Raw genomic sequence first — 20527 nt, forward strand, 5'->3', positions numbered from 1 at the left:
CAAGCTCTTAAACGAAATACCCCGTCCTGTTATGCAGGGCGGGGTTTTTTTATGCCTGTGAGAAAGCAAGGGCGGACATGGATGGTTAGACGATTATATGCTGCAAACAGGAGCCAAGAGAGTTGAGTTTATCGATAACGATAGGCTAACCTTTCGCTATAATTCTTGCTGAAATGAGATTGTTTATGTCTAAAGCTGGTGCTCTTGATTCATCGTGGCAGCAAGTACTCGGTGATGAGCTGAATCAACCTTATATGCGTCAGCTACGTGAGTTTTTGGCGATGGAAAAAGCGGCTGGTAAAGTCATTTTTCCACCGGGGCCTCTTATTTTTAACGCATTTAATCACACACCGTTTGAACAAGTACGTGTCGTGATTATTGGCCAGGATCCTTACCATGGCCCTGGGCAGGCTCATGGACTGAGTTTTTCCGTGCAAAGCGGTACCCGTATTCCTCCTTCTCTGGCAAATATTTTCAAAGAGATGGAAGCTGATCTTGGTATCAGGATGAGTGGTAGTGGCGACCTGACTCCTTGGGCAGATCAAGGAGTCTTATTGCTGAATGCTACACTGACGGTTGAGCAAGCCAGAGCCGGCTCCCACCAGAAAAAAGGCTGGGAGCGCTTTACAGATACTGTTATTCAACGATTGAATGAACAGCGGGATGGTTTGGTCTTTGTGCTTTGGGGCAGTTATGCCCAGAAAAAAGGTGCGATGATAGATCAGAACAAGCACCTGGTTCTGAAGTCTGTGCATCCTTCACCGCTATCAGCCCATCGTGGTTTTTTTGGCCAGAAGCCATTTTCACGTATCAACCAATATCTTGTCAGTCGGGGACAGCCGCCTATTCAATGGCAATTGTGAGTGCTCAGGTATGCCATATTGGCTTTATAGCTGGTCAATATCGGCAACCATCCTTGCCTGAAACCCTTTCGTCATTTCCGCTTGTCCAGAACGAAAGCTCAAGTTACAGCGCATTGTTGGGCTGAGTGACGTATAATTATTACCATTTTCCAACTCCTTCGGTACAGCCAGGTTCAGAGTCAGCAAGGCATGATGATGACTCTGGTTTTGACCGTGTTGAGATTTTGTCTACGAGGTTTGATATGGATTGGTACGGTGCCTTCCGCCCATTGTTATTCAGATTGAACGCTGAAACTGCCCATGAACTCAGCCTGGATTTGCTGGGTGCGGCAGAAAGGCTGAAAGTGTTGTCATGGATGATACCGGAGGTGAAAAATGACCCTGTGACGGTTGCAGGGATCGAATTTCCCAATCCGGTTGGTTTGGCAGCAGGCCTGGATAAAAATGGCGATTATATCGATGCGATGGCACAGCTTGGTTTCGGTTTTATTGAAATCGGCACCACCACTCCTCGGCCACAACCGGGAAATCTGAAACCTCGGCTGTTCCGTATACCAGAGCGCCAGGCGATCATTAATCGTATGGGCTTTAACAATAAAGGGGTTGATTACCTGGTTGATCGGGTCAAGGCGGCCCGTTTTCAGGGGGTATTGGGCATTAATATCGGCAAGAACTTTGATACGCCAGTAGAAAATGCGGTCGATGATTATCTGATTTGTCTGGAAAAAGTGTATCCGTATGCGACTTATATTACGGTAAATATTTCCTCTCCCAACACTCCGGGGTTGCGAACCCTGCAATACGGTGATGCCCTGAAAGAGCTGCTGCAACCGCTGAAAGAGAGGCAAAAGGTGCTGTCAGAATCTTTTGGCTACAAGCCGATTTTTGTCAAAATAGCACCGGATATGAATACCGACGAAGTGGCACTGGTCGCCAATTCATTGGTGGATTGCGGTATGGATGGCGTGATTGCGACGAATACCACACTGGATCGTACTGGTGTGGAAGGCTGCCTGCATGCAAATGAGCAGGGTGGCTTGAGTGGCGCGCCATTGGAAGAAAAAGCCACAGAAATGCTGGAAAACCTGACCAAAGCATTGGATGGCCGAATTCCGGTTATTGGTGTGGGTGGTATTACTGATGGGGCTGGCGCGATTGACAAGATCAAGGCGGGTGCCCAGCTGGTACAGATTTACAGCGGCTTTATTTATCGTGGCCCAGAGCTGATTTGCGAAGCCGTTGAAGCGGTAGCCAATAGCCAGTAACCGGGCGATTACCCGTTCGGTAACGATCAGCTAGAGATATGAGGCCCCGCTTTTGGGGCCTACCTCCCGGGTGAGGAGGTTTGGGGTATGGGCGGCCTACGGCCTGAAGTTCGGAGTTGTTAAGTGGTCAAACGACCATACGATGAATACCAGAAACGCCTGTATAACCATCCCAGTGGTCTGATCGACCTGAACGCCAACCGGATAACCAAGCATCTCTCATCGGTCCTTCTGGCGGCGCCAGATCTTTGGAACGACGTTCAACACCGGCTCGATAGCCGCGGGAAAAAGCTCGTTCTTGCAGATCGCGTTTCTGTTTTTTCATACGATGCATCCTCGCTTATTAAACAAATATCGCTGCTGGTCGTTCTGTTCAAGACGATCTCCCTCAGCGACGTCTACAGTTGTAGCGCGTTGAGGGTGGGTTTGTTAACGAATATATTTCTATAAAATGACAACCTCTTGTAGCCACAGGCTATTTGAAGGAATAGGCCAATTTGACTATGACAAATTCTGATTCATCCACGGTTTTCCTGTGGCTGGCTACTTGCAGTAAAGGTATTGAATCTCTCTTATCCAATGAAATCAAAGAGTTGGGTGGAGAAGTAGAGCGTGAAACCCACTTGGGGGTGCACTGGAAAGGAGACCTGGAGACGGCCTATCGGGTCTGTTTATGGTCTCGATTGGCGAGCCGTATATTATTACCGGTACATGAAAGTCAGGTCAGCAATGTCGACCAAGTATATGAAGAAACGCGCCAGGTTGACTGGACGCAGGTTTTTTCACCGTCCTCGACCTTCCGGATCGACTTCCATGGTCGCACAGACTTTATCAATAACACCCAGTTTGGTGCCCAGAAAATCAAGGATGCCATTGTCGATCGCTTTCGTCTGGATACTGGCACGCGTCCCAATGTCGACAAGCATGGTGATGTGAGGATTGAAGCTCAGCTGCGTAAAGGCAAGCTGGCCCTGTATTACAACTTCAGTGGTTCGGGCATGCACCGCCGTGGCTACCGCTTGCAACCAGGTCTGGCGCCATTAAAAGAGACGTTAGCGTCAGCCTTGCTGATCCGGGCCGGTTGGCCAGCGCTGGCAGCAGCAGGTAAACATTTGGTTGATCCTATGTGTGGCTCAGGCACCTTGCTGATTGAAGCAGGATTAATGGCTGCTGATATTGCGCCTGGTCTGAATCGGCAGCAGCATGGATTTGAGCACTGGCGTGGTCATGATCGTAAAGTGTGGCTGTCACTGGTTGATGAGGCCCGCTTACGTCGCACAGCCGGTTTGGAAGCTGTGCGCAGTCGCTTTTATGGTTTTGACAATGATGCCCGACAGTTGGAAGCAGCCGCTGCCAACGTATCGCGCTCTGGTCTGGAAGGCCATATCCACCTGGAACGTCGCTCGATTGAGCAGCTGCGGGTCAGTCATGAAGTGATTGCTGATGGCGGCATGGTGATCTGTAACCCTCCGTACGGAGAACGCTTGAGCGAGCTGCCACAACTGTCGCCACTCTATAAACAGTTTCATGATGCCACCATGCAGATGCCGGAATGGAAGCTGGCGGTATTTACAGGCAATACTGATCTGTCACGAGTTATCAGACGACCGTTAGATAAGCAATATAACTTGCTGAATGGCCAGATCGAAACCAAGTTACTGGTATTCGGTGCCGCAGATGAACGTTCATCACGGCCACAAACCTCGATGATTCGTGGTCCGGTGGAAGCATTCGCCAATCGTTTGAAGAAAAACCTCAAGCCGGTACAAAAATGGGCCAAACGTGAGTCCATTTCTTCCTATCGGGTGTATGACCAGGATTTGCCGGAATACGCTGTTGCCATCGACTGGTATCTGGATGCTTCCAAAGGCCCAGAGGAAGGGGCGGCATGGCTGCATGTACAGGAATATGTGCCGCCAAAAACCATTGAAGAAGCCAAGGCCGAACGGCGCTTGCTGGATATTCTGGCCGTCTTGCCAGAAATTACAGGCATTGCTGCGGACCAGATTGTGCTGAAACGTCGTGAGCGCCAGAGTGGTAAACGCCAGTATGAAAAGCGTTCCACCAACGGGGTGATCCGTCACCGCTTTCCGACGCTGGAAGGTCGGGTCAAGGTATGGGTAAATCTGAAAGATTATCTTGATACCGGACTGTTTCTGGATCACCGTCCGACTCGCTTGGACATTGCCAAGCGCGCAGCTGCGCAGCCAGGTATGTCGTTTCTTAACCTGTTCTGTTACACCGCGACCGCCAGCGTTCATGCGGCAGAAGCGGGCGCAGCCTGCACCAGTGTGGATATGTCACGGACTTACCTGGGTTGGGGGAAAGAGAACTTCGACCTGAATGGTCTGGATAGTAGCCAACATGCTTTTGTTCAGGCAGACGTGTTGCAATGGCTGGGTGATTGCTCGCAACAATACGATCTGATCTTTATGGATCCACCGACCTTTTCCAACTCCAAACGCATGGAAGGGGTGCTGGATATCCAGCGTGATCACGTGGGCTTGATTCAGCAGGCAGTCGCTTGCCTCAAACCGGGGGGAACGCTGGTTTTTTCGACGAATATGCGCAAGTTCACCATGGAAGATCAGGCGTTACCGGGGCTCACGATCCGCAATGTAAGTAAATGGTCTGTGCCATTTGATTATTCACGTCGGCCGAATATCCATCATTGCTTCCATATCCAGGTTGCCGAACCGTCCTGATGGTGGCGTCTCTGTACTCTCTATGGCTGAAATGATAAAAATTGTCAGTTTGTTCGACGTTATGATTCTGTCGTGATTGTCCATAAAAAAGGCGCTGTTTGCGCCTTTTTTGTTTCTGCTACAACAGTAGCCAACACTGTTATAACCATGGCTACTGTTACAGCACCGCCTCAAAACACTCCAGCTGCGGCGGGCCCATATAGATATCCTTACGAGCGCCACCGGCGTTGGCGTGTGCCTTGCGGAAGGCTTCAGACTGGGTCCAGTCTTCAAAGGCCTGGCGTGACTCCCATACGGAGTGGGAAGCAAACAATGTCTGTTCTTCGCTGGTTTTGCCTTGCAGCAAATGGAAGGAGACAAAGCCGGGGACGGTGTCGAGGAAGGTGTCACGATTTTTCCAGATATCGATAAAGTCTTGCTCACAGCCGGGTTTGATGCGGAAGCGGTTCATGGCGATGTACATGGTGTTCTCCATAAAAAATGATGCAATGAATCACCGTGATAATACCTGCAGGATTGCTGTCGTTAATAGTCGTGATTGCCAGATGCATAGCTGCACGCCACTGTTTGAGGAGGCATATCGTGCGGTAATGATCGATTGATTGTGATTTGTATCACATTCGGCATGGCTGGGCTGACACCTGGGTCAGCTCTCATAATACAGTCATGGCCTATTGCCAAGTCGCTGTAAGCTAAAGGGGATATCTATTTAGTCCGGTGCTTACTCTGGGCCAACGGATGGTTTCGAATCACGAAGCCGACTTGCAGGCCTGACGGGTCAAGTCAAACGTCGGCGACACCGGGTCGAGATCATCCGGCAGCCCCCGAAGGGCGCGGGTTGCCGCCGTCCAGTGCGGTGTTGACGAATTTGAAAAGGACTCGTCATTTCGCTGCATTCGTCGCCTTGCCCTGAACAACGGCAACACTCGCGCAGAGCCGTGCAGGATTAAATAAGATGTCCCCTAAAGGAAAAACTTGCAGCTCCGTTGTTTGTATATGTATCGATTGCAGGAGATAAACATTCTATGAGTATGGAAGCCTGGCTGAATATTTTGTCCCATAAAGACGGGTCTGATTTGTATCTCAGTACCGGGGCACCACCTTGCGCCAAGTTTCAGGGGCAATTGCGGCCATTGTCGAAGGAATCACTTGGCCCGGGCGAAGTGGAGGCTATTGCCAACTCGTTGATGACAGAGGCGCAGCAGAAAGAATTTGCTGAAGAAATGGAAATGAATCTGGCGATTTCAAACAGTGCCGGACGTTTCCGTATCAATATTTTCAAGCAACGCCACGAAGTCTCGATTGTGGCGCGAAATATCAATACCGAGATTCCCAATCTCGACAAACTGAAATTGCCTCCCATTTTGAAGGACGTCGTGTTATCAAAACGGGGTCTTATCCTGTTTGTCGGCGGTACCGGTTCGGGTAAATCGACTTCTTTGGCGGCACTGATTGATCACCGTAATGCCAGTGCTGGTGGTCATATCATCACGATTGAAGACCCGGTCGAGTTTGTTCACAAGCACAAAAAATGTATTGTGAATCAGCGTGAAGTCGGCACCGACACCAAAAGTTTCCATGCAGCGCTAAAAAACACCTTGCGCCAGGCCCCGGATGTGATTTTGATTGGTGAGATTCGTGACCGCGAAACCATGGAACATGCGTTAGCTTTTGCAGAAACCGGCCATTTGGCGATTTCGACCCTGCATGCCAACAACGCCAACCAGGCGTTGGAGCGGATTATCAATATGTTTCCGGAAGAGCGCCGTCCGCAGTTATTGATGGGGCTAGGGCAAAACTTGCGGGCATTTGTATCACAGCGATTGATTCCGACTGCCGATGGCAAGCGTTGTGCTGCTGTCGAAGTGATGCTGGGTACCAAGACTATTGAAGACATGATCATGCGTGGTGATTTTCCAAGCATTAAAGAAGTTATGGAGAAATCCGAAAACCTGGGCATGCAGACCTTTGATGGGGCGATGTTCAAATTATACCGCGAAGGCCGGATTACCCTGGATGACGCCTTGAAAAATGCCGACTCTCCCAACAACCTGCGTTTGCGGATCAAGCTGGCAGAAAGCGGCGGCACCATGGTAAGCGACCAGAGCACAGGTGCCGATGGCAAACCGGCGATGGAATTCAGTTTGATGGAAGACAAGGCTCCGGAAGACGGTGACAGCGAACTTTGATGGCCATGGGCCTCACACACATGCCAATCATCCAGGCTCTGGTATGGAGTCTGACTGGCTGCAGCGATTACCTGCCGGACGGCAAAATCTCTACGACACCGGAGAGATGATCTGCCGTCCGGGGATGGCTCATAACCGGATTTTTATGTTAAACAGCGGCAGTGCCCGAATCTGCCTTTCAGCAGAGCACCGGGAGCTGACGCTGGGCTGTCTCAAGCCGGGCAGTATTTACGTGACTCATACCCGCGCCTGGGTCGAATCTCTGGAACCCACCAGCATCACCAGCTGGCCTATCGAGCAGCTCACCTTGTTGATTGTGGAAGCACCGGAAATTGCCATTACCGCAATGCGGGAAATCGGGAAGATGCTGCAACAGGCAACGACTCTGATTGAAGACCTGGCATTCCGGTCAGTGGAATCCCGCTTGGCCCGTTATCTGTTACTGGAAGAAAGCACCCAGCAGTGCCAGACCATTCAATTAACCGGGCAAACCGAACTGTTGGCCAGCCTGCTAGGCACATCGCGTCAGACCTTGTCGACATTATTGAACCGGATGATTCGTGATGGTCTGGTGGCACGTCCGGATCGCCAGCACCTGATTTTACTGGATACGCAGCGTTTACAGCAGTTGGCGAGTGTATCCTGATCCAGACTGGTCATAAGTTCATTAATGCATCTGCTTCCACACTGTCAGCTGGCTGACAGAATCGTTCAGGCCCAACGATTACCTTGTGATCTGGTTCACTTGATAATGAGATCACTATGAATAGTCCAGATACTTGCACCACCTCACCGCATTCTGCCAATCCGCCTGGTAGCGACTCCCGGGATCGTTATGTCAGCTTCTGTGGTATCGATTGTGATGGTAATGCCAATCGGCTGATTTCCATGCTGGAAAACCATTTGGCAAATGACCATGGCGATATGCGCTGGAAAACATACTTCGAACAAAAACGTGCACAACAAGCGGCGATGAATCAGGATAATCTGTATTTTATCGGCGCCCAAATGAACAGCTTGTACAGCTATCTGGAGAGCTGTGAGGACGAAGAAGTGCTGTCATTGTTGTGGCAGCTGGAGCAGGAGTGTTGTTAATGGAGAGAAGTAACGGCAGCTTGCGAGGCAAACTGCCGTTATCTGTCTGAGCCTGAACGGCAACAGACAAATCGATGACGTTAGCCCAGTACGGAATTTACCAGTGCCTTGGCATCGGCTTCCAGCAGATCGATATGTGCTTCGGACACGAAGCTTTCCAGATAGATCTTGTAGACATTCTCGGTACCGGAAGGACGTGCAGCAAACCAGCCGTTGGCGGTTTCTACTTTCAGGCCACCAATCGGTGCACCATTACCGGGGGCTGTTGTGAGAATACGGGTAATGGCATCTCCCGCCAGAGTATCTCCCTGAACGGCGTCGGCACTCAGTGAAGACAATACGGCTTTTTGTTCAGCGGCACAGGGTACATCAATACGTTTGTAGTAAGGGCGGCCGTAGCGAGCAACCTGCTCTTCGTACAACTGTTGCGGGTCTTTGCCTGTTACAGCCAGAATTTCAGCCGCCAGCAGAGCCATGATGATACCGTCTTTATCGGTCGTCCAGACGCTGCCGTCTTTGCGCAAGAACGATGCCCCGGCACTTTCTTCACCGCCAAAGGCCATTTCACCCTTGAACATGCCTTCTACATACCATTTGAAGCCTACCGGCACTTCGCACAGTTCACGTTCCAGACCATTCACGACCCGGTCAATCATGGCAGAAGACACCAGTGTCTTGCCGAATTTCACCGTTTGTGGCCAGTCAGGACGATGGGTTGCCAGGTATTCAATCGCAACGGCCAGGTAGGCATTCGGATTCATCAAGCCAGACGAAGGACAGACAATACCGTGACGGTCGTAATCCGGATCGTTACCGACCGAGATATCAAACTGGTCTTTCATCGCCAACAGGTTGGTCATGGCGTATGGCGAGGAGCAATCCATACGGATACGACCGTCTTTATCCAGAGACATAAAGCTGAAAGTCGGGTCAATGGCTTCGTTGACGACGGTAATGTCGAGGTTGTATTTCCTCGCAATGGGTTCCCAGAAATGCAGTCCGGAACCGCCCATTGGGTCCACACCAATCCGGATACCCGCTTTGGCAATCGCAGCCATATCCACGACATTGCCCAGATCGTTGACATAGTGGCCGATATAGTCGAAATCCTCGACCAGCTTACTTTCGTTGGCGTCTTCTGCGGGGACCCACTCAACCTCATCCAGATCGTTGGCCAGCAGTTCGTTGGCACGGTTGGCAATCCAGCTGGTGATATCAGTATCTGCCGGGCCACCCATGGCAGGGTTGTATTTGATGCCGCCATCTTCCGGTGGATTGTGAGAAGGGGTGATCACAATGCCATCCGCCATATCATCGGGGTCGGCATCCTGATTATGGGTCAGGATTGCGTGTGAAATAACCGGCGTGGGCGTGTAGCCGTCGCCATCCTGAATACGTACACGGACATCATTGGCGACCAGTACTTCCATGGCGGTGCCAAACGCCGCTTCAGACAGGGCATGCGTGTCTTTACCCAAATAGAGTGGGCCTTTGACACCGGCTTCCGCCCGGTATTCGGCAATGGCCTGACAAACGGCGGCGATATGATTTTCGTTAAACGTGGTATTAAACGCAGAACCGCGATGGCCGGAAGTCCCAAAGGCAACTTGTTGCTCTGGGTTATTCACGATGTCTGGTTGCTGGCGGTAGTAAGCTGCCATCAGGGCAGGTACGTTAACCAGGCTGGCGCGTGGTGCGACTTTTCCGGCATCCGGGTGAATAGCCATAATTTCGATCCTTCCTTCTCGTTAGTATGCTGCTGTTATGCTGCTGGATAATTGTGACAGATGCAATTATTCGCAAGGTTATCAAGTGACTATTGCTGTGACCAATACAGTCTTTATTAATTAATGGCGGGATGTCTTCTGCCACCTCATGGTTGTGTGATCGCTGTTTCGGGGCGATCTGGATACAACCGATCGGGAGTAACCCATTGTATGGCTGAACCACTGAAAAACCGTTACGGATTGGAAGTTGCTGATGTGTTGGCGCAACAGATTGATAGCGTCTGGCCAGACTTCGATACAACGGCCTTTATGAAACAGGTGTCAGAGGGGTATGACGCATTGGAATTGATGGCGCGGGGACAACATATTGCGGATGTCTTGCAGCAGCACTTACCCGCAGAGTATGACGTGGCACTCGATATTCTGATGCGCTCTGTCGGAGCGCCATTAGCCGATGATCGCAGTTTTTCCATAGCGGCATTTTACTATCTGCCACATACCTGTTTTGTCGCATCGTATGGGCTGCAGCAATTGGATATATCCATGGCTGCCCTGTATCAGCTGACGCAACGGTTTACGGCCGAATTCAGCATTCGGGCCTTTATCCAGCAATGGCCGGTGGAGACGATGGCATATTTGCAGCGTTGGTGTAATGACCCGAACCATCATGTCAGAAGACTGGTTTCGGAAGGTACCCGGCCCCGTTTGCCATGGGCTGGTCGATTGCCAGCCTTTCAGCGTGATCCAGCCCCGGTGCTGGCACTGCTGGAACAACTCAAGGATGACCCGGAGCTGTACGTCCGACGCTCTGTGGCGAATAACCTCAACGATATAGGCAAAGATCACCCGGAATTACTGGTGGATGTTTGTCGTCGCTGGATGCAGGGAGCGTCCGGGGAGCGGCGCTGGATTGTGCGGCATGCGCTACGCTCAGCCGTCAAGCGCTGTGATGCGGATGCCTTGGCGGTACTGGGGTTTGACACAGAACAGCACGTCCAGGTAACGCAAGGTGGCATCCAGCCTGCTGCTGTCACGATCGGGGAAGCGGTGGAATTACACGCGACCTTGTTATTACCGTCCAGTGCCGGTAAGCCTTTGTCTGTGATGGTCGATTTTCGAGTGCATTACGTCAAAGCCAGTGGCCGCACCTCAGCCAAGGTGTTCAAACTGAAGCAACTGACATTAATGCCTGGTCAGGCGATAACCTTGGGCAAGTCGTTGTCCCTGGCAGAACGCAGCACTCGGCGTCATTACCCTGGCAGCCACCATATTGAGTTGTTAGTGAATGGTACCGCCTTTCCACTGGGAGTATTTGAGCTTTGTGGCGCTGATCATGTGGCCGCTGAACCTTGATTGTTGGTGATTTATATCTGAACCTTTTGACTTGTTCTCTGCTGGCAGATAGGTTCCCTGTATCGTGATACTCACAATGCTTATATGGCTGGTACGTCCATTTGTCCGTTATGCCATAACGCTGGAGAGTGAGAGCCATTTGTCATTGGTCCGCTGCTAGAAAGTGACCCTTTTTTGTGCTGTATTGTATTTCTCCCGGAATTGTTCACCAGATGCCTGCCAGACAGGAAACAAGAGTACACCATGCCAAAAGTCCGTTATCAGGGACGTACTTTTTACGTAAAGCAGGATGAAACCGTTCTGTCAGGTTTGCTGCGCCAAGGTGTTGAACTGGAACACGCTTGCCGGGCAGGAGTCTGTAATGCTTGCCTTGTTCGGGCAAGCGGATTTGATGCTGAACAGGAAAGTTTGAAAACCGGCAACCTGGCTGCCGAGCTGGTGGAGAGCGGGCACTTTTTGTCTTGCAAAACCCGAATCAAAGGTTCAATAGAACTGCTCGATCCTGGCCCGGTGGATATGTTTACCCTGGCCCGGCCAGCATTGACGGGCCTTGTTGTTGGCAAGCGCTGGTTGGGCGATGGCATAGTACAGCTACGTATCCAGCCGTCAGAAGAGATGTCCTATCAGGCTGGACAATTTGTCTGGCTCTATCATCCGGATGGTCAGGCGCGGCCATATTCCATGGCCGCTTCGCCACAGCGCAGCCCGTTGTTGGAATTTCATATCCGTCGTCATTGCCAGGGGCATGTCAGCCGTTGGCTCGCAGACGAACTGAAGATCGGGATGAGTGTGCCGCTCAGTCTGGCAGATGGCGATTGTTCTCTGGAAGATAACATGCACCGCGTGGTGATGATTGCCTTCGGGATTGGTTTGGCACCGATGGCCGCTATCAGCCAACAGATTCTGGACCGTCATCAATATAGCCGTGGTGAAGGCCGTGTGGGTCATGCAGTGAGTGGACACTTGCTTCATATCGCCCGGGATAAAAGCAGCCTGTATGGCGAAGCCGAAAATTCCGGATTGGTGGATGAGATACAAGCCAGTAACGTACTGGACTACACGGGTCTGACAGGCCGCAGTGATCTGTTGGCGACCCTGGCCTCACTGAACATTCGTTATGGGGATGCACACTGGTTTTTATGTGGTGGCTCAGAAGCGGTATATCAAACACGGAACGAGTTATTACGACTGGGTGTTTCCTCGGAGCGAATGCGCTTTGATCCATTTGAAAGTCAGCCGGTGCGGGCATCAACCAATAACAACAACGATGAACGCCTGTCGGACGAGCTGGAGCCACAACCGGAACTGTGGGCCTGGCTTGATGCGCATGATCGGCTAGCCGTGATCACGAATGATTTTTACCAGCGGATGTTGGGCGATCCGATGTTGTCTCCTTATTTTGGTATCCATACGGCGCGATGGGATTCCAGAGACACAATTGCCGCTTTTTATCAGTACCTCTTTACTGGAAAAAACACGGCAGTGGGTGATCAACCACTCAGGGACCAACACTGGATGGTTCATGCCGATGAGTTGTTTGACTATCAAATGACCTTGATGGAACAAACGCTGAAACAACACCGGATGCCGGGTTTGCTTATCACTATCTGGATGAGCTATGAGATGTTTTTTCGCGATTATGTCCTTAAGGGGACATCTATTTAATCCGGTGCTCACTCTGGGCTACCGGATGGTTTCGAATCACGAAGCCGACTTGCAGGCCTGACGGGTCAAGTCAAACGTCGGCGACACCGAGTCGAGATCATCCGGCAGCCCCCGAAGGGCGCGGGTTGCCGCCGTCCAGTGCGGTGTTGACGAATTTGAAAAGGACTCGTCATTTCGCTGCATTCGTCGCCTTGCCTGAACAACGGCAACACTCGCGCAGAGCCGTGCAGGATTAAATCGATGTCCCCTTAACTCCAGCCAAGCCTCATCAACATAAAGAACAACATCGGTATCAAGATAGCCTCTGACTTACTTTCCGTATTATTGCAATGGACTATTTGGTCTACTAATGGCTTTTTTATACCAGATTGTCATCTTTGTAAGGATATAGTTCATTGATATTACAGGATAGTCATGTGTTGGACGGACTTTGGCTATTCATTCAAACGGCAATTGATTTAACCTCACGCCACCTTCAATACGTTGATTTTCAGTCCTGAGGGGGGCTTGCCAGAGTGGTGCGTCAGCACAGCAAGTTATCTGAATACAGCGTGCTGATGGCGAAGAGCGAGGAATGCTCTTGCAGGAAATTCACGTATCTGAAGTATGTAGTAGGACGTCTGCCAGAACAGAGATTCTGTCGCTGAAAGGGATAGTAGACAACTCAGGAGAGACTATATGAATATTGCAGTAATGGATTCACCAGCGGAAAAAGCATTGTTTGCGCTGGCATTAAAATACGAGGTGATTACCGGCAAGCAAGTAAAGTGGCGAAAAGATACCGAAGCCGCTTTTCAGATGGTAATGGAATCCTTATCGAGTAGCCGGAGTGAATTGTTTCAGGCTGCGGTTACTTTTCTGGAAGCCCAGCCACTGGCCGGGCGCAAGGCCTTCTTGCGCTTGCAGCAAGAAACGGTGCCTGATGGGTTTGAGGCCCGTATAGAAATGTATCGCGGGGTCGCCTTTCGACAACTTCGATCGATTGGACTGGAGCAACCTACTGGAGACCAGACGGTTGTGCAACGGACCTACCGGGGAGTGGCTTACGAAGAGCCGGTAACCTCCCAGAAGAGTGAGCCGGATAGCCGGACGGGCAAGCGTTTTTACCGGGGACAGCGTTATTAACCCTGGTGAATCAATGACCTGCCCTTGTACAGGCTAACAACCTGGGCATAAAAAAACCGCGTTCACAGCAACGCGGTTTTTTTATTTCACCATGATCGATTGCCGCATGGCGGGCAGCGTATCGGCATACTCTCGATAGATTGCCAATACGCTCGCTCTGCACTTTAGCCTGGATTAGTCCGGAATCTTGACCCGGTGAGCATAGCTGTACAATACCGGCACAACTCCCAGAGTCAGGATGGTGGCAAAACCAAGGCCAAAAGCAATCACTACGGCCATGCTGTTGAAAAAAGGATCGGTCAGTAGCGGTACCATACCCAGAATCGTGGTCAGAGCCGCCATGGTCACGGGTCGTAAGCGACTGACCGACGCATCAAAGATGGCGTCATAACCTTGCTTGCCGTTGCGGTTTTCCAATTGGATCTGATCAACCAGCACAATGCCGTTTTTGACGATCATGCCCGACAGACTGAGGAAGCCGATCAATGACAGAAAGCCAAACTCAGCGCCGAGCAACAACATACCGGCGGTAACGCCAATAATGGCCAGTGGTACACAGGCCCAGATCACTAGAGCCGCCCGCAACTCATTAAACAGCAGTACCGTGATAATAAACATCACCAGATAGCCCATCGGCAGTGAAGCGAATACGTTGGCCCGGGCATCGTTGGACGATTCATATTCACCCCCCCATTCCAATTGGTAGCCCGGTGGCAACGGAATGGCCTCGAGTTCTGGCCGCACTTGTAAAAACAGCTCGTTAGCGGTCAGCCCAGAGGTAAACGAGGGGTCGGCCAGTACTTCGATGGTTCGTTTGCGGTCGCGACGCAAAATCAGCGGATCTTCAAAAATAACATCAAAGCGGTCAACCACTTGCTGAACCGGGATATAGCGGCTGAATACCGGGCTCCATATTTGCAAATCCATCAAATTATTGATGTTCAGGCGTTCCTGCTCCGGTGGTCGCAAGACAATGGGTTTGAGTTGGGTGCTTTCCCGGTAGATACCCACCTGCTTGCCGGAGAAGCTTAGCTGCAGCAGGTCATCCAGATTCTGTCTGGAAATACCGGCTCGTCGAGCGGCATCCTCTTGCAGATGAGGGCGGATCACCTTGACCCGCTCACGCCAGGTATGGCGAATATTGTCGGTAGCCGGGTGATCCCGCAGTCGTTGTTCCGCCTGTTCAGCCAAGCGTCTCAGCTCGGTTTGATCCGGGCCAGAAAAGCGGGCTTCGATTTTGGCCGGTGTACCAGGGCTGAACTCCAGTCGCTTGAACTTGATAAAAGCGTCCGGCATGGCGGTGTCGGTAAACGTCTCGGCAGCCGTGATCAGAGCCGGGATCTGGTCCCGGTGTTCGGTACGTACCAGTACCTGGGCGAAGGCGGCGTATTCTTTCTCGACATCATACGTCAGCATAAACCGGACCTCACCACGGCCCACGGTGGACGAGGTGAATTCAACCCCTGGTTGTTGCAACAACCATTGTTCCAGCTGACGTGCCTGTTGTTGGGTTGCAAGAATATCACTGCCTTCCGGCAGCCAGATATCAACCAGAAAAATCGGCGTATTGGATGGCGGGAAAAACGCCTGTTTGACCTGTCCGAAACCGAGTACCGCCACTACCATCATCATCACCATCAGGATGGTGGACAGGGCGCGATACTTCAGCATGGTTTTCAGGATCGCACGATACCCGGTGTACATGGCACCCTGATAAGGCGTGGTGTTATCGGCGTCACGGTTGTCCGCAGTGTGGTGGGGAGCAGCACTGGACTCACGAAATAACAGGTTGCACAGAAACGGCGTCAGCGTCAGTGCGGTGACCCAGCTGAGTAGTAGCGAGATCATCAGCACATAAAACAGCGAGCCGATAAACTCGCCAATGGAATCCGGCGACAGGCCGATCGGGGCAAACGCGGTGATCGCAATCAATGTGGCTCCAAGCAATGGCCACTGGGTTTGTTTGACAATATCGAAGGCAGCCCGAATCCGGCTCTGACCTCGTTGTAAGCCGACCATAATGCCTTCGGTAATCACCAGAGCATTATCCACCAGCATGCCCAGTGCAATAATCAGAGCGCCCAATGACACCCTGTGCAGGTCGATGCCAAGGCTTTCCATGATAATAAAGGTACCGAGGATGGTCAGCAGCAGAATGGCTCCGATGATCAGGCCGGCCCTGACGCCCATGAACAGCAGTAGCACCGCGATCACGATAGCGATGGACAAGACCAGGTTAAGGACAAAGTTCTGCGACGAGGCATCCACCTCGGCGGGTTGATCGTAAATCGCATTCAGTGACATACCGAGTGGACGGTTGGCATCCAGCTCTGCCAGTTTGGCCCGCACGCGTTCGCCGACTTCGATTACATTGACGTTGTCGGTAAACGCAATACCCAGACGTAAAGACGGCGCACCCCGGTAATTCTCCAGGTGTGTTGGGTTCTCCGTGACACCGGTACTGATATGGGCAATGTCTTTCAGATAAATCAGCTTGTCGGACCCCGGTGTACTGATCAACAGCTCGCCCAGTTCTTCCACGCTCTGGAATTCGCCAGTCGGATGGATACGAATATACTCACTGCCGACCCGGATATGCCCGGCATTGCTGACGCTGTTCTGGGTTTGTAGCAGCTGGTACAAGCGTGACAGGGGGATGCCAAGGTTGGTCATTTGTTCGTGGGAGATATCAATAAAGACCTGCTGCTGCTGATCACCGGCAATATCGATATTCGAGACGCCATCCAGTGTGATCAGCTCGCGCTTGAGATATTCGGCATAGTCGAACAGCTCACTGTAGCCAAACCCCTCACCGGTCAACGCCAGCAATACGCCGAAAACGTCACCAAAGTTATCCAGCACGATCGGAGCGACGGACCCCGGCGGCAAGGCACTGGCCTTGTCGTTGACCTTGCGGCGTAATTCATCCCAGATCTGTGGCAGAGTGTCCCCCGGATATTCCGATTTGACCTCCAGGTGAATTTGCGACAGACCGGCTCTGGAAATGGAATCCACATGCTTGATGTAGGGGAGTGACTGGATAGTGTCTTCGAGACGGGCGGTCACTTCTTCTTCGACTTGCAGCGGGCTGGCACCGGGGTAATAGGTATAAACCATCGCTTCTTTGATAACGAAGGTCGGGTCTTCCAGTCGGCCAAGGCCAAGGTAGCTGATCAGGCCTCCCACCAGCAGAATCAGTATCATCATCCAGCTGGTGGTGGTGTGCTGGATAAAATAGGTAGCGGCATTCAGAGGCGCAGTATTTGGCTGTGACATATCAGAGGCCTCGTTCCTGCACCCATGGCCGAATGGTCATACCGGCCTGGGCCTGATGAACACCTGCAGCGAGAATACGGTCACCCGCTTGCAGACCGGCGACAATTTCCAGTCCGGCTTGGGTCAAACGGCCGGTTTCTACCGCTTGGGCAACCAGGGTATTGTGCTCATCCAGCTTCCAGACAGTGCCTTGCTTGCTGCCGTCTGCCTGATTGGATTGCTGGAATATGGCAGAGGAAGGAATCAACACATTGCCGGTATCTACCGCAAGAATCTGGTTGAGGTCGGCGTAGACACTGGCCGACATCCCCGGCAGCGGGTTGAGGTCGGCGGGCTTGGGCAGGGTGACCAGCAAGCGGTAACTGCCGGTGGCCGGGTCGGCCTGGGTATTATGTTCCTTGTAAGTGGCTTTGAAGCGCTTTCCTGGCAATGCATCAAACACCACGTCTGGCTGGTAGCTACTGCCAGAGCGACTGATCTGAATCATCAATTGTTCTGGTACCTGGATGCTGACCACCAGCTGACCGCGGGCCTGCAGTTTCAGTAACGGCGTACCAGCGGCCACGGATTGATGATTATCGACATAAACCTCAGCAACCACGCCACTAAAAGGCGCTTTCAGCGTCGTATAGTTCATATTGCTGCGAGCACTGCCCAGCGCGGCCTTGCTGATGGCCAGATCGGCTCTTGCCTGGTCGTATTGCGCTTTGGACACCTGGTTTTTCTGGAACAGGTTTTCGATCCGCTGGAATTGTGAGCTGGCAAGCTCAAAGCGAGCCTGACGCTCGTCCAGCTGAAGCTGGTAATCCGTCGGATCGAGTCGTGCCAGTATGTCCCCCATCTTGACCTGCTTGCCGGCCAAGGCAGGAAGAGTCTGTAATTCACCGGGTACCCGAAAGGCGAGGGATACTTCTTCGGAGGCTTCAACCTTGCCAGGAAAACGGCGTAACAGCGCATCTTGACTGCTGACAACTTCATATATCTTGCCCGGTCGAGCGGTAGGTTCCGCTGGCGTGTGACGGCTGTTGTCCGCTTCGGAGCAGGCGGCTAACAGGCTGAACAACGAGAGGCACAAAAGGATGCCTGCGAATCGGCGAGCCCCTGATGACGAGAGTGAGCGATTGGCTGGAGTTGTCATTGCATACCTTTCAATAAAAATGGAAACGACCTGTTATGAATCTAGCGTTCCCAGGGCATGTGGTCGCCCTGGGAACAGTATTTAACAATCTGTAAATCATACCGCGCTGTGACACAAAACCGAAGCAGATCAGCGGCGGGTGTTGGCCTGGATGATATGGCGCTATTGCGCATTAAGCAGGGATTGTAGATAACCGGGTAATACATCACCTGCCTTGCCATATCGGTGTTCTGCAAAATCATCCTTGATGCGGCTGGGTTCCAGGTTGATCTCGACGGTATGGGCACCGGCCTGACTGGCAATTTCAACAAAACCGGCAGCGGGATATACATGGCCTGATGTACCGATGCTGAGAAACAAATCGCATTGCTCCAGTGCCTGGACAATATCATCCATAAACAGGGGCATTTCACCAAACCAGACGATATGAGGCCGCAAGGTGGGCGTATTACAGCAAGGACAGCGGCTGTCAGGCGTGATGTCGGTGTGCTGCTGGTAGACGTTGTGGGTGAGGCTGCAGCGGGCGCTTTTCAGCTCGCCGTGCATATGCAACAGATGCTGGCTGCCTGCCCGTTCGTGCAGGTCATCAACATTTTGTGTCACCAGTAAAAAGTCACCCGGAAACTGTTGTTCAAAGCTCGCCAGAGCACGATGTGCCGGATTGGGGTGTACGTCGTTCAGCTGGGCCCGGCGGGCGTTATAAAAGTTTTGTACCAGTGTGGCATCGCGCTCAAAGGCTTCCGGTGTGGCGACATCTTCAATGCGGTGGTTTTCCCACAGGCCGTCGCTGTCTCGAAAGGTACGCACGCCAGATTCCGCAGAAATGCCAGCTCCGGTCAAAACAACAATACGCTGGGGCAAGAAGTGTGGGTGAGTCCGGTGCGTGGTGGTGTGTTCAGACGAGTGGGCTGTCATCGAAGTGGTCCCTGAAAAAATCACGAATATCGGTGCGTTTGGTCATGGCGTCATCAAATCCTAACTGAATCAGACGGCGGCAGTAACCCTCGGAAAACAGCAAATAGCTGAGAATCCCGGAGCCATTTGGCCGAGTGTTTCCCCGGCTGTGGAGTACCATTCGAAGGGCTCTGGGCATTTCGTCGGCGTGCTCCGCCGCCAGAATATCCAGTGAGATACTGGGGCTGATTTCGAGCAGTTGCACCGGCCGCAGCTCCATATCGTCGTACAGGCGCACTGCCCTGGGAATATGCTGGAGCGTCTGGTTAATACGGCGTAGTCGTTCGATATCGCTTTCCATGCTATCGAGGAAGGCGGCATTCAGCATATGTCCCATTATTTTGGCCGGGGAGGGATAGGTATCATCCGGGATATCCGGTTTGTTGCGGTGGGCAATGGCACTGACACCAATCACCATTACTTTTTCTGCACCCAGGTGCAGAGCCGGGCTGATGGGCGCCAGTTGGCGGACGGCGCCGTCGGCATAATACTGGTCGCCCAGAAACACCGCCGGAAAGATCATCGGGATGGCCGAGGAGGCCAGTAGATGATCGCAGCTCAGTCGGGTGCGCACCCCCACACGGCGTTGGCGTTGCCAGTCCTGGATCTCTGGATGACCTTCAAAAAAGCTGGTGGACTCACCGCTGTCGATGCCTGAACAGTTGATGGCGACGGCATACAAGTATTGATCCTTGATGGCTTGCTGGATGTCGGCGAAGTTGACGACTTCGCTCAGCAGCTGGCGCAAGGGGGTGTTGTCGAGTAACGATACCGGATCGTTTTTATAACCCCGGCCAATGATCAGGCTGCGGCCCATGCGTGCCAGTGAGTGAGACATGCCCCGGAAATCGGTGCGATAAATCTGGTCGCAGGAAAAATGCCGCCAGATACGTTCCAGGTGACGGATACCACGACGGTAATCTTCTGCATAGCTGGCCAGGGCAATGCCATTAATAGCACCAGCGGAGGTGCCGGAAATAATATCAAACGGATTGTAGTGACCCCGTGGCAGGATTTCGTGTATGGCTTTGAGAACCCCCACTTGATACGCCGCACGAGCTCCCCCGCCGGACAATATCAACCCTGTCCTTTGTCCTTTCATAATGACATTTTCCTCTGTGCAGGCATCAGGGGAGATCTATTTAATCCGGCAGCCTTCGAAGGGAGCGGGT

At 52.1% G+C, this 20527-nt stretch carries 16 protein-coding genes; 9 read left to right on the top strand and 7 right to left on the bottom strand.

The annotated features are described in order from the left end of the window. The first annotated feature begins 158 nt into the window (after window positions 1–158). Window positions 159–863, top strand: a complete 705-nt coding sequence (gene ung / locus Q8W22_RS14070) for a uracil-DNA glycosylase (protein ID WP_370694181.1) — start codon at window positions 159–161, stop codon at window positions 861–863. 242 nt (window positions 864–1105) lie between these two features. Further along, window positions 1106–2128: a quinone-dependent dihydroorotate dehydrogenase gene (locus Q8W22_RS14075; protein ID WP_303432299.1), complete on the top strand. Its 1023-nt coding sequence runs from the start codon at window positions 1106–1108 to the stop codon at window positions 2126–2128. Window positions 2129–2255: 127 nt separating this feature from the next. Here Q8W22_RS14075 and rmf read toward each other — a convergent pair whose 3' ends face one another. Beyond that, window positions 2256–2453: a ribosome modulation factor gene (gene rmf, locus Q8W22_RS14080; protein ID WP_303432301.1), complete on the bottom strand. Its 198-nt coding sequence runs from the start codon at window positions 2451–2453 to the stop codon at window positions 2256–2258. A 178-nt stretch (window positions 2454–2631) separates the two neighbouring features. Here rmf and rlmKL point away from each other — a divergent pair, with 178 nt between their 5' ends. Then, the gene (gene rlmKL / locus Q8W22_RS14085) at window positions 2632–4833 is read left to right on the top strand and encodes a bifunctional 23S rRNA (guanine(2069)-N(7))-methyltransferase RlmK/23S rRNA (guanine(2445)-N(2))-methyltransferase RlmL (RefSeq protein WP_305452759.1); all 2202 of its coding nucleotides are present in this window, start codon (window positions 2632–2634) and stop codon (window positions 4831–4833) included. Between the two features lie 157 nt (window positions 4834–4990). Here rlmKL and Q8W22_RS14090 read toward each other — a convergent pair whose 3' ends face one another. Continuing rightward, entirely contained in the window at window positions 4991–5296 is a 306-nt protein-coding gene (locus Q8W22_RS14090; RefSeq protein ID WP_303432303.1) for an antibiotic biosynthesis monooxygenase, read from the bottom strand. Between the two features lie 562 nt (window positions 5297–5858). On the opposite strand from Q8W22_RS14090, the gene Q8W22_RS14095 reads away from it, so the two are divergent. From Q8W22_RS14095 to cowN, 3 genes are all read left to right on the top strand, one after another. Further along, a complete protein-coding gene (locus Q8W22_RS14095; RefSeq protein WP_303432304.1) occupies window positions 5859–7022 on the top strand; it encodes a PilT/PilU family type 4a pilus ATPase in 1164 nt (387 codons plus the stop codon). Then, entirely contained in the window at window positions 7006–7668 is a 663-nt protein-coding gene (locus tag Q8W22_RS14100) for a Crp/Fnr family transcriptional regulator (protein WP_303432306.1), read from the top strand. Before Q8W22_RS14095 ends, Q8W22_RS14100 begins: the two co-directional genes overlap by 17 nt. 116 nt (window positions 7669–7784) lie before the next feature. Next, a complete protein-coding gene (cowN, locus tag Q8W22_RS14105) occupies window positions 7785–8117 on the top strand; it encodes a N(2)-fixation sustaining protein CowN (RefSeq protein WP_303432307.1) in 333 nt (110 codons plus the stop codon). Window positions 8118–8197: 80 nt separating this feature from the next. On the opposite strand, the gene pgm is transcribed toward cowN, so the two are convergent. Beyond that, a complete protein-coding gene (gene pgm, locus Q8W22_RS14110) occupies window positions 8198–9844 on the bottom strand; it encodes a phosphoglucomutase (alpha-D-glucose-1,6-bisphosphate-dependent) (RefSeq protein WP_303432308.1) in 1647 nt (548 codons plus the stop codon). Window positions 9845–10054: 210 nt separating this feature from the next. Between pgm and Q8W22_RS14115 the strand changes: the two genes are divergently transcribed. The 3 genes from Q8W22_RS14115 (at window position 10055) to Q8W22_RS14125 (ending at window position 13987) form a co-directional block, all read left to right on the top strand. After that, window positions 10055–11197 carry a DNA alkylation repair protein gene (locus Q8W22_RS14115; protein WP_305452760.1) on the top strand — a complete coding sequence of 381 codons (1143 nt, stop codon included), beginning with the start codon at window positions 10055–10057 and terminating at the stop codon, window positions 11195–11197. Window positions 11198–11440: 243 nt separating this feature from the next. Further along, window positions 11441–12862, top strand: a complete 1422-nt coding sequence (locus tag Q8W22_RS14120; protein ID WP_305452761.1) for a 2Fe-2S iron-sulfur cluster-binding protein — start codon at window positions 11441–11443, stop codon at window positions 12860–12862. Between the two features lie 678 nt (window positions 12863–13540). Next, window positions 13541–13987: a hypothetical protein gene (locus Q8W22_RS14125; RefSeq protein WP_303432313.1), complete on the top strand. Its 447-nt coding sequence runs from the start codon at window positions 13541–13543 to the stop codon at window positions 13985–13987. Between the two features lie 174 nt (window positions 13988–14161). Here the strand turns inward: Q8W22_RS14125 and Q8W22_RS14130 are convergent, their stop codons facing one another. The 4 genes from Q8W22_RS14130 to Q8W22_RS14145 form a co-directional block, all read right to left on the bottom strand. Then, the gene (locus tag Q8W22_RS14130) at window positions 14162–17263 is read right to left on the bottom strand and encodes an efflux RND transporter permease subunit (protein WP_305452762.1); all 3102 of its coding nucleotides are present in this window, start codon (window positions 17261–17263) and stop codon (window positions 14162–14164) included. Between the two features lies 1 nt (window position 17264). Then, window positions 17265–18338, bottom strand: coding sequence for an efflux RND transporter periplasmic adaptor subunit (locus Q8W22_RS14135; RefSeq protein ID WP_305414047.1), 1074 nt, complete (start codon window positions 18336–18338; stop codon window positions 17265–17267). A 225-nt stretch (window positions 18339–18563) separates the two neighbouring features. Then, on the bottom strand, window positions 18564–19316 hold the full coding sequence (gene cobB, locus Q8W22_RS14140; protein ID WP_305452763.1) for a Sir2 family NAD+-dependent deacetylase: 753 nt from the start codon (window positions 19314–19316) through the stop codon (window positions 18564–18566). Further along, window positions 19297–20457, bottom strand: coding sequence for a patatin-like phospholipase family protein (locus Q8W22_RS14145; RefSeq protein WP_303432321.1), 1161 nt, complete (start codon window positions 20455–20457; stop codon window positions 19297–19299). The genes cobB and Q8W22_RS14145 overlap by 20 nt, the downstream gene beginning before the upstream one ends. Window positions 20458–20527: the final 70 nt, after the last annotated feature.

Origin of the sequence: Oceanobacter sp. 1_MG-2023 (assembly GCF_030689025.1) — a bacterium.
GTDB lineage: Bacteria > Pseudomonadota > Gammaproteobacteria > Pseudomonadales > Oceanobacteraceae > Oceanobacter.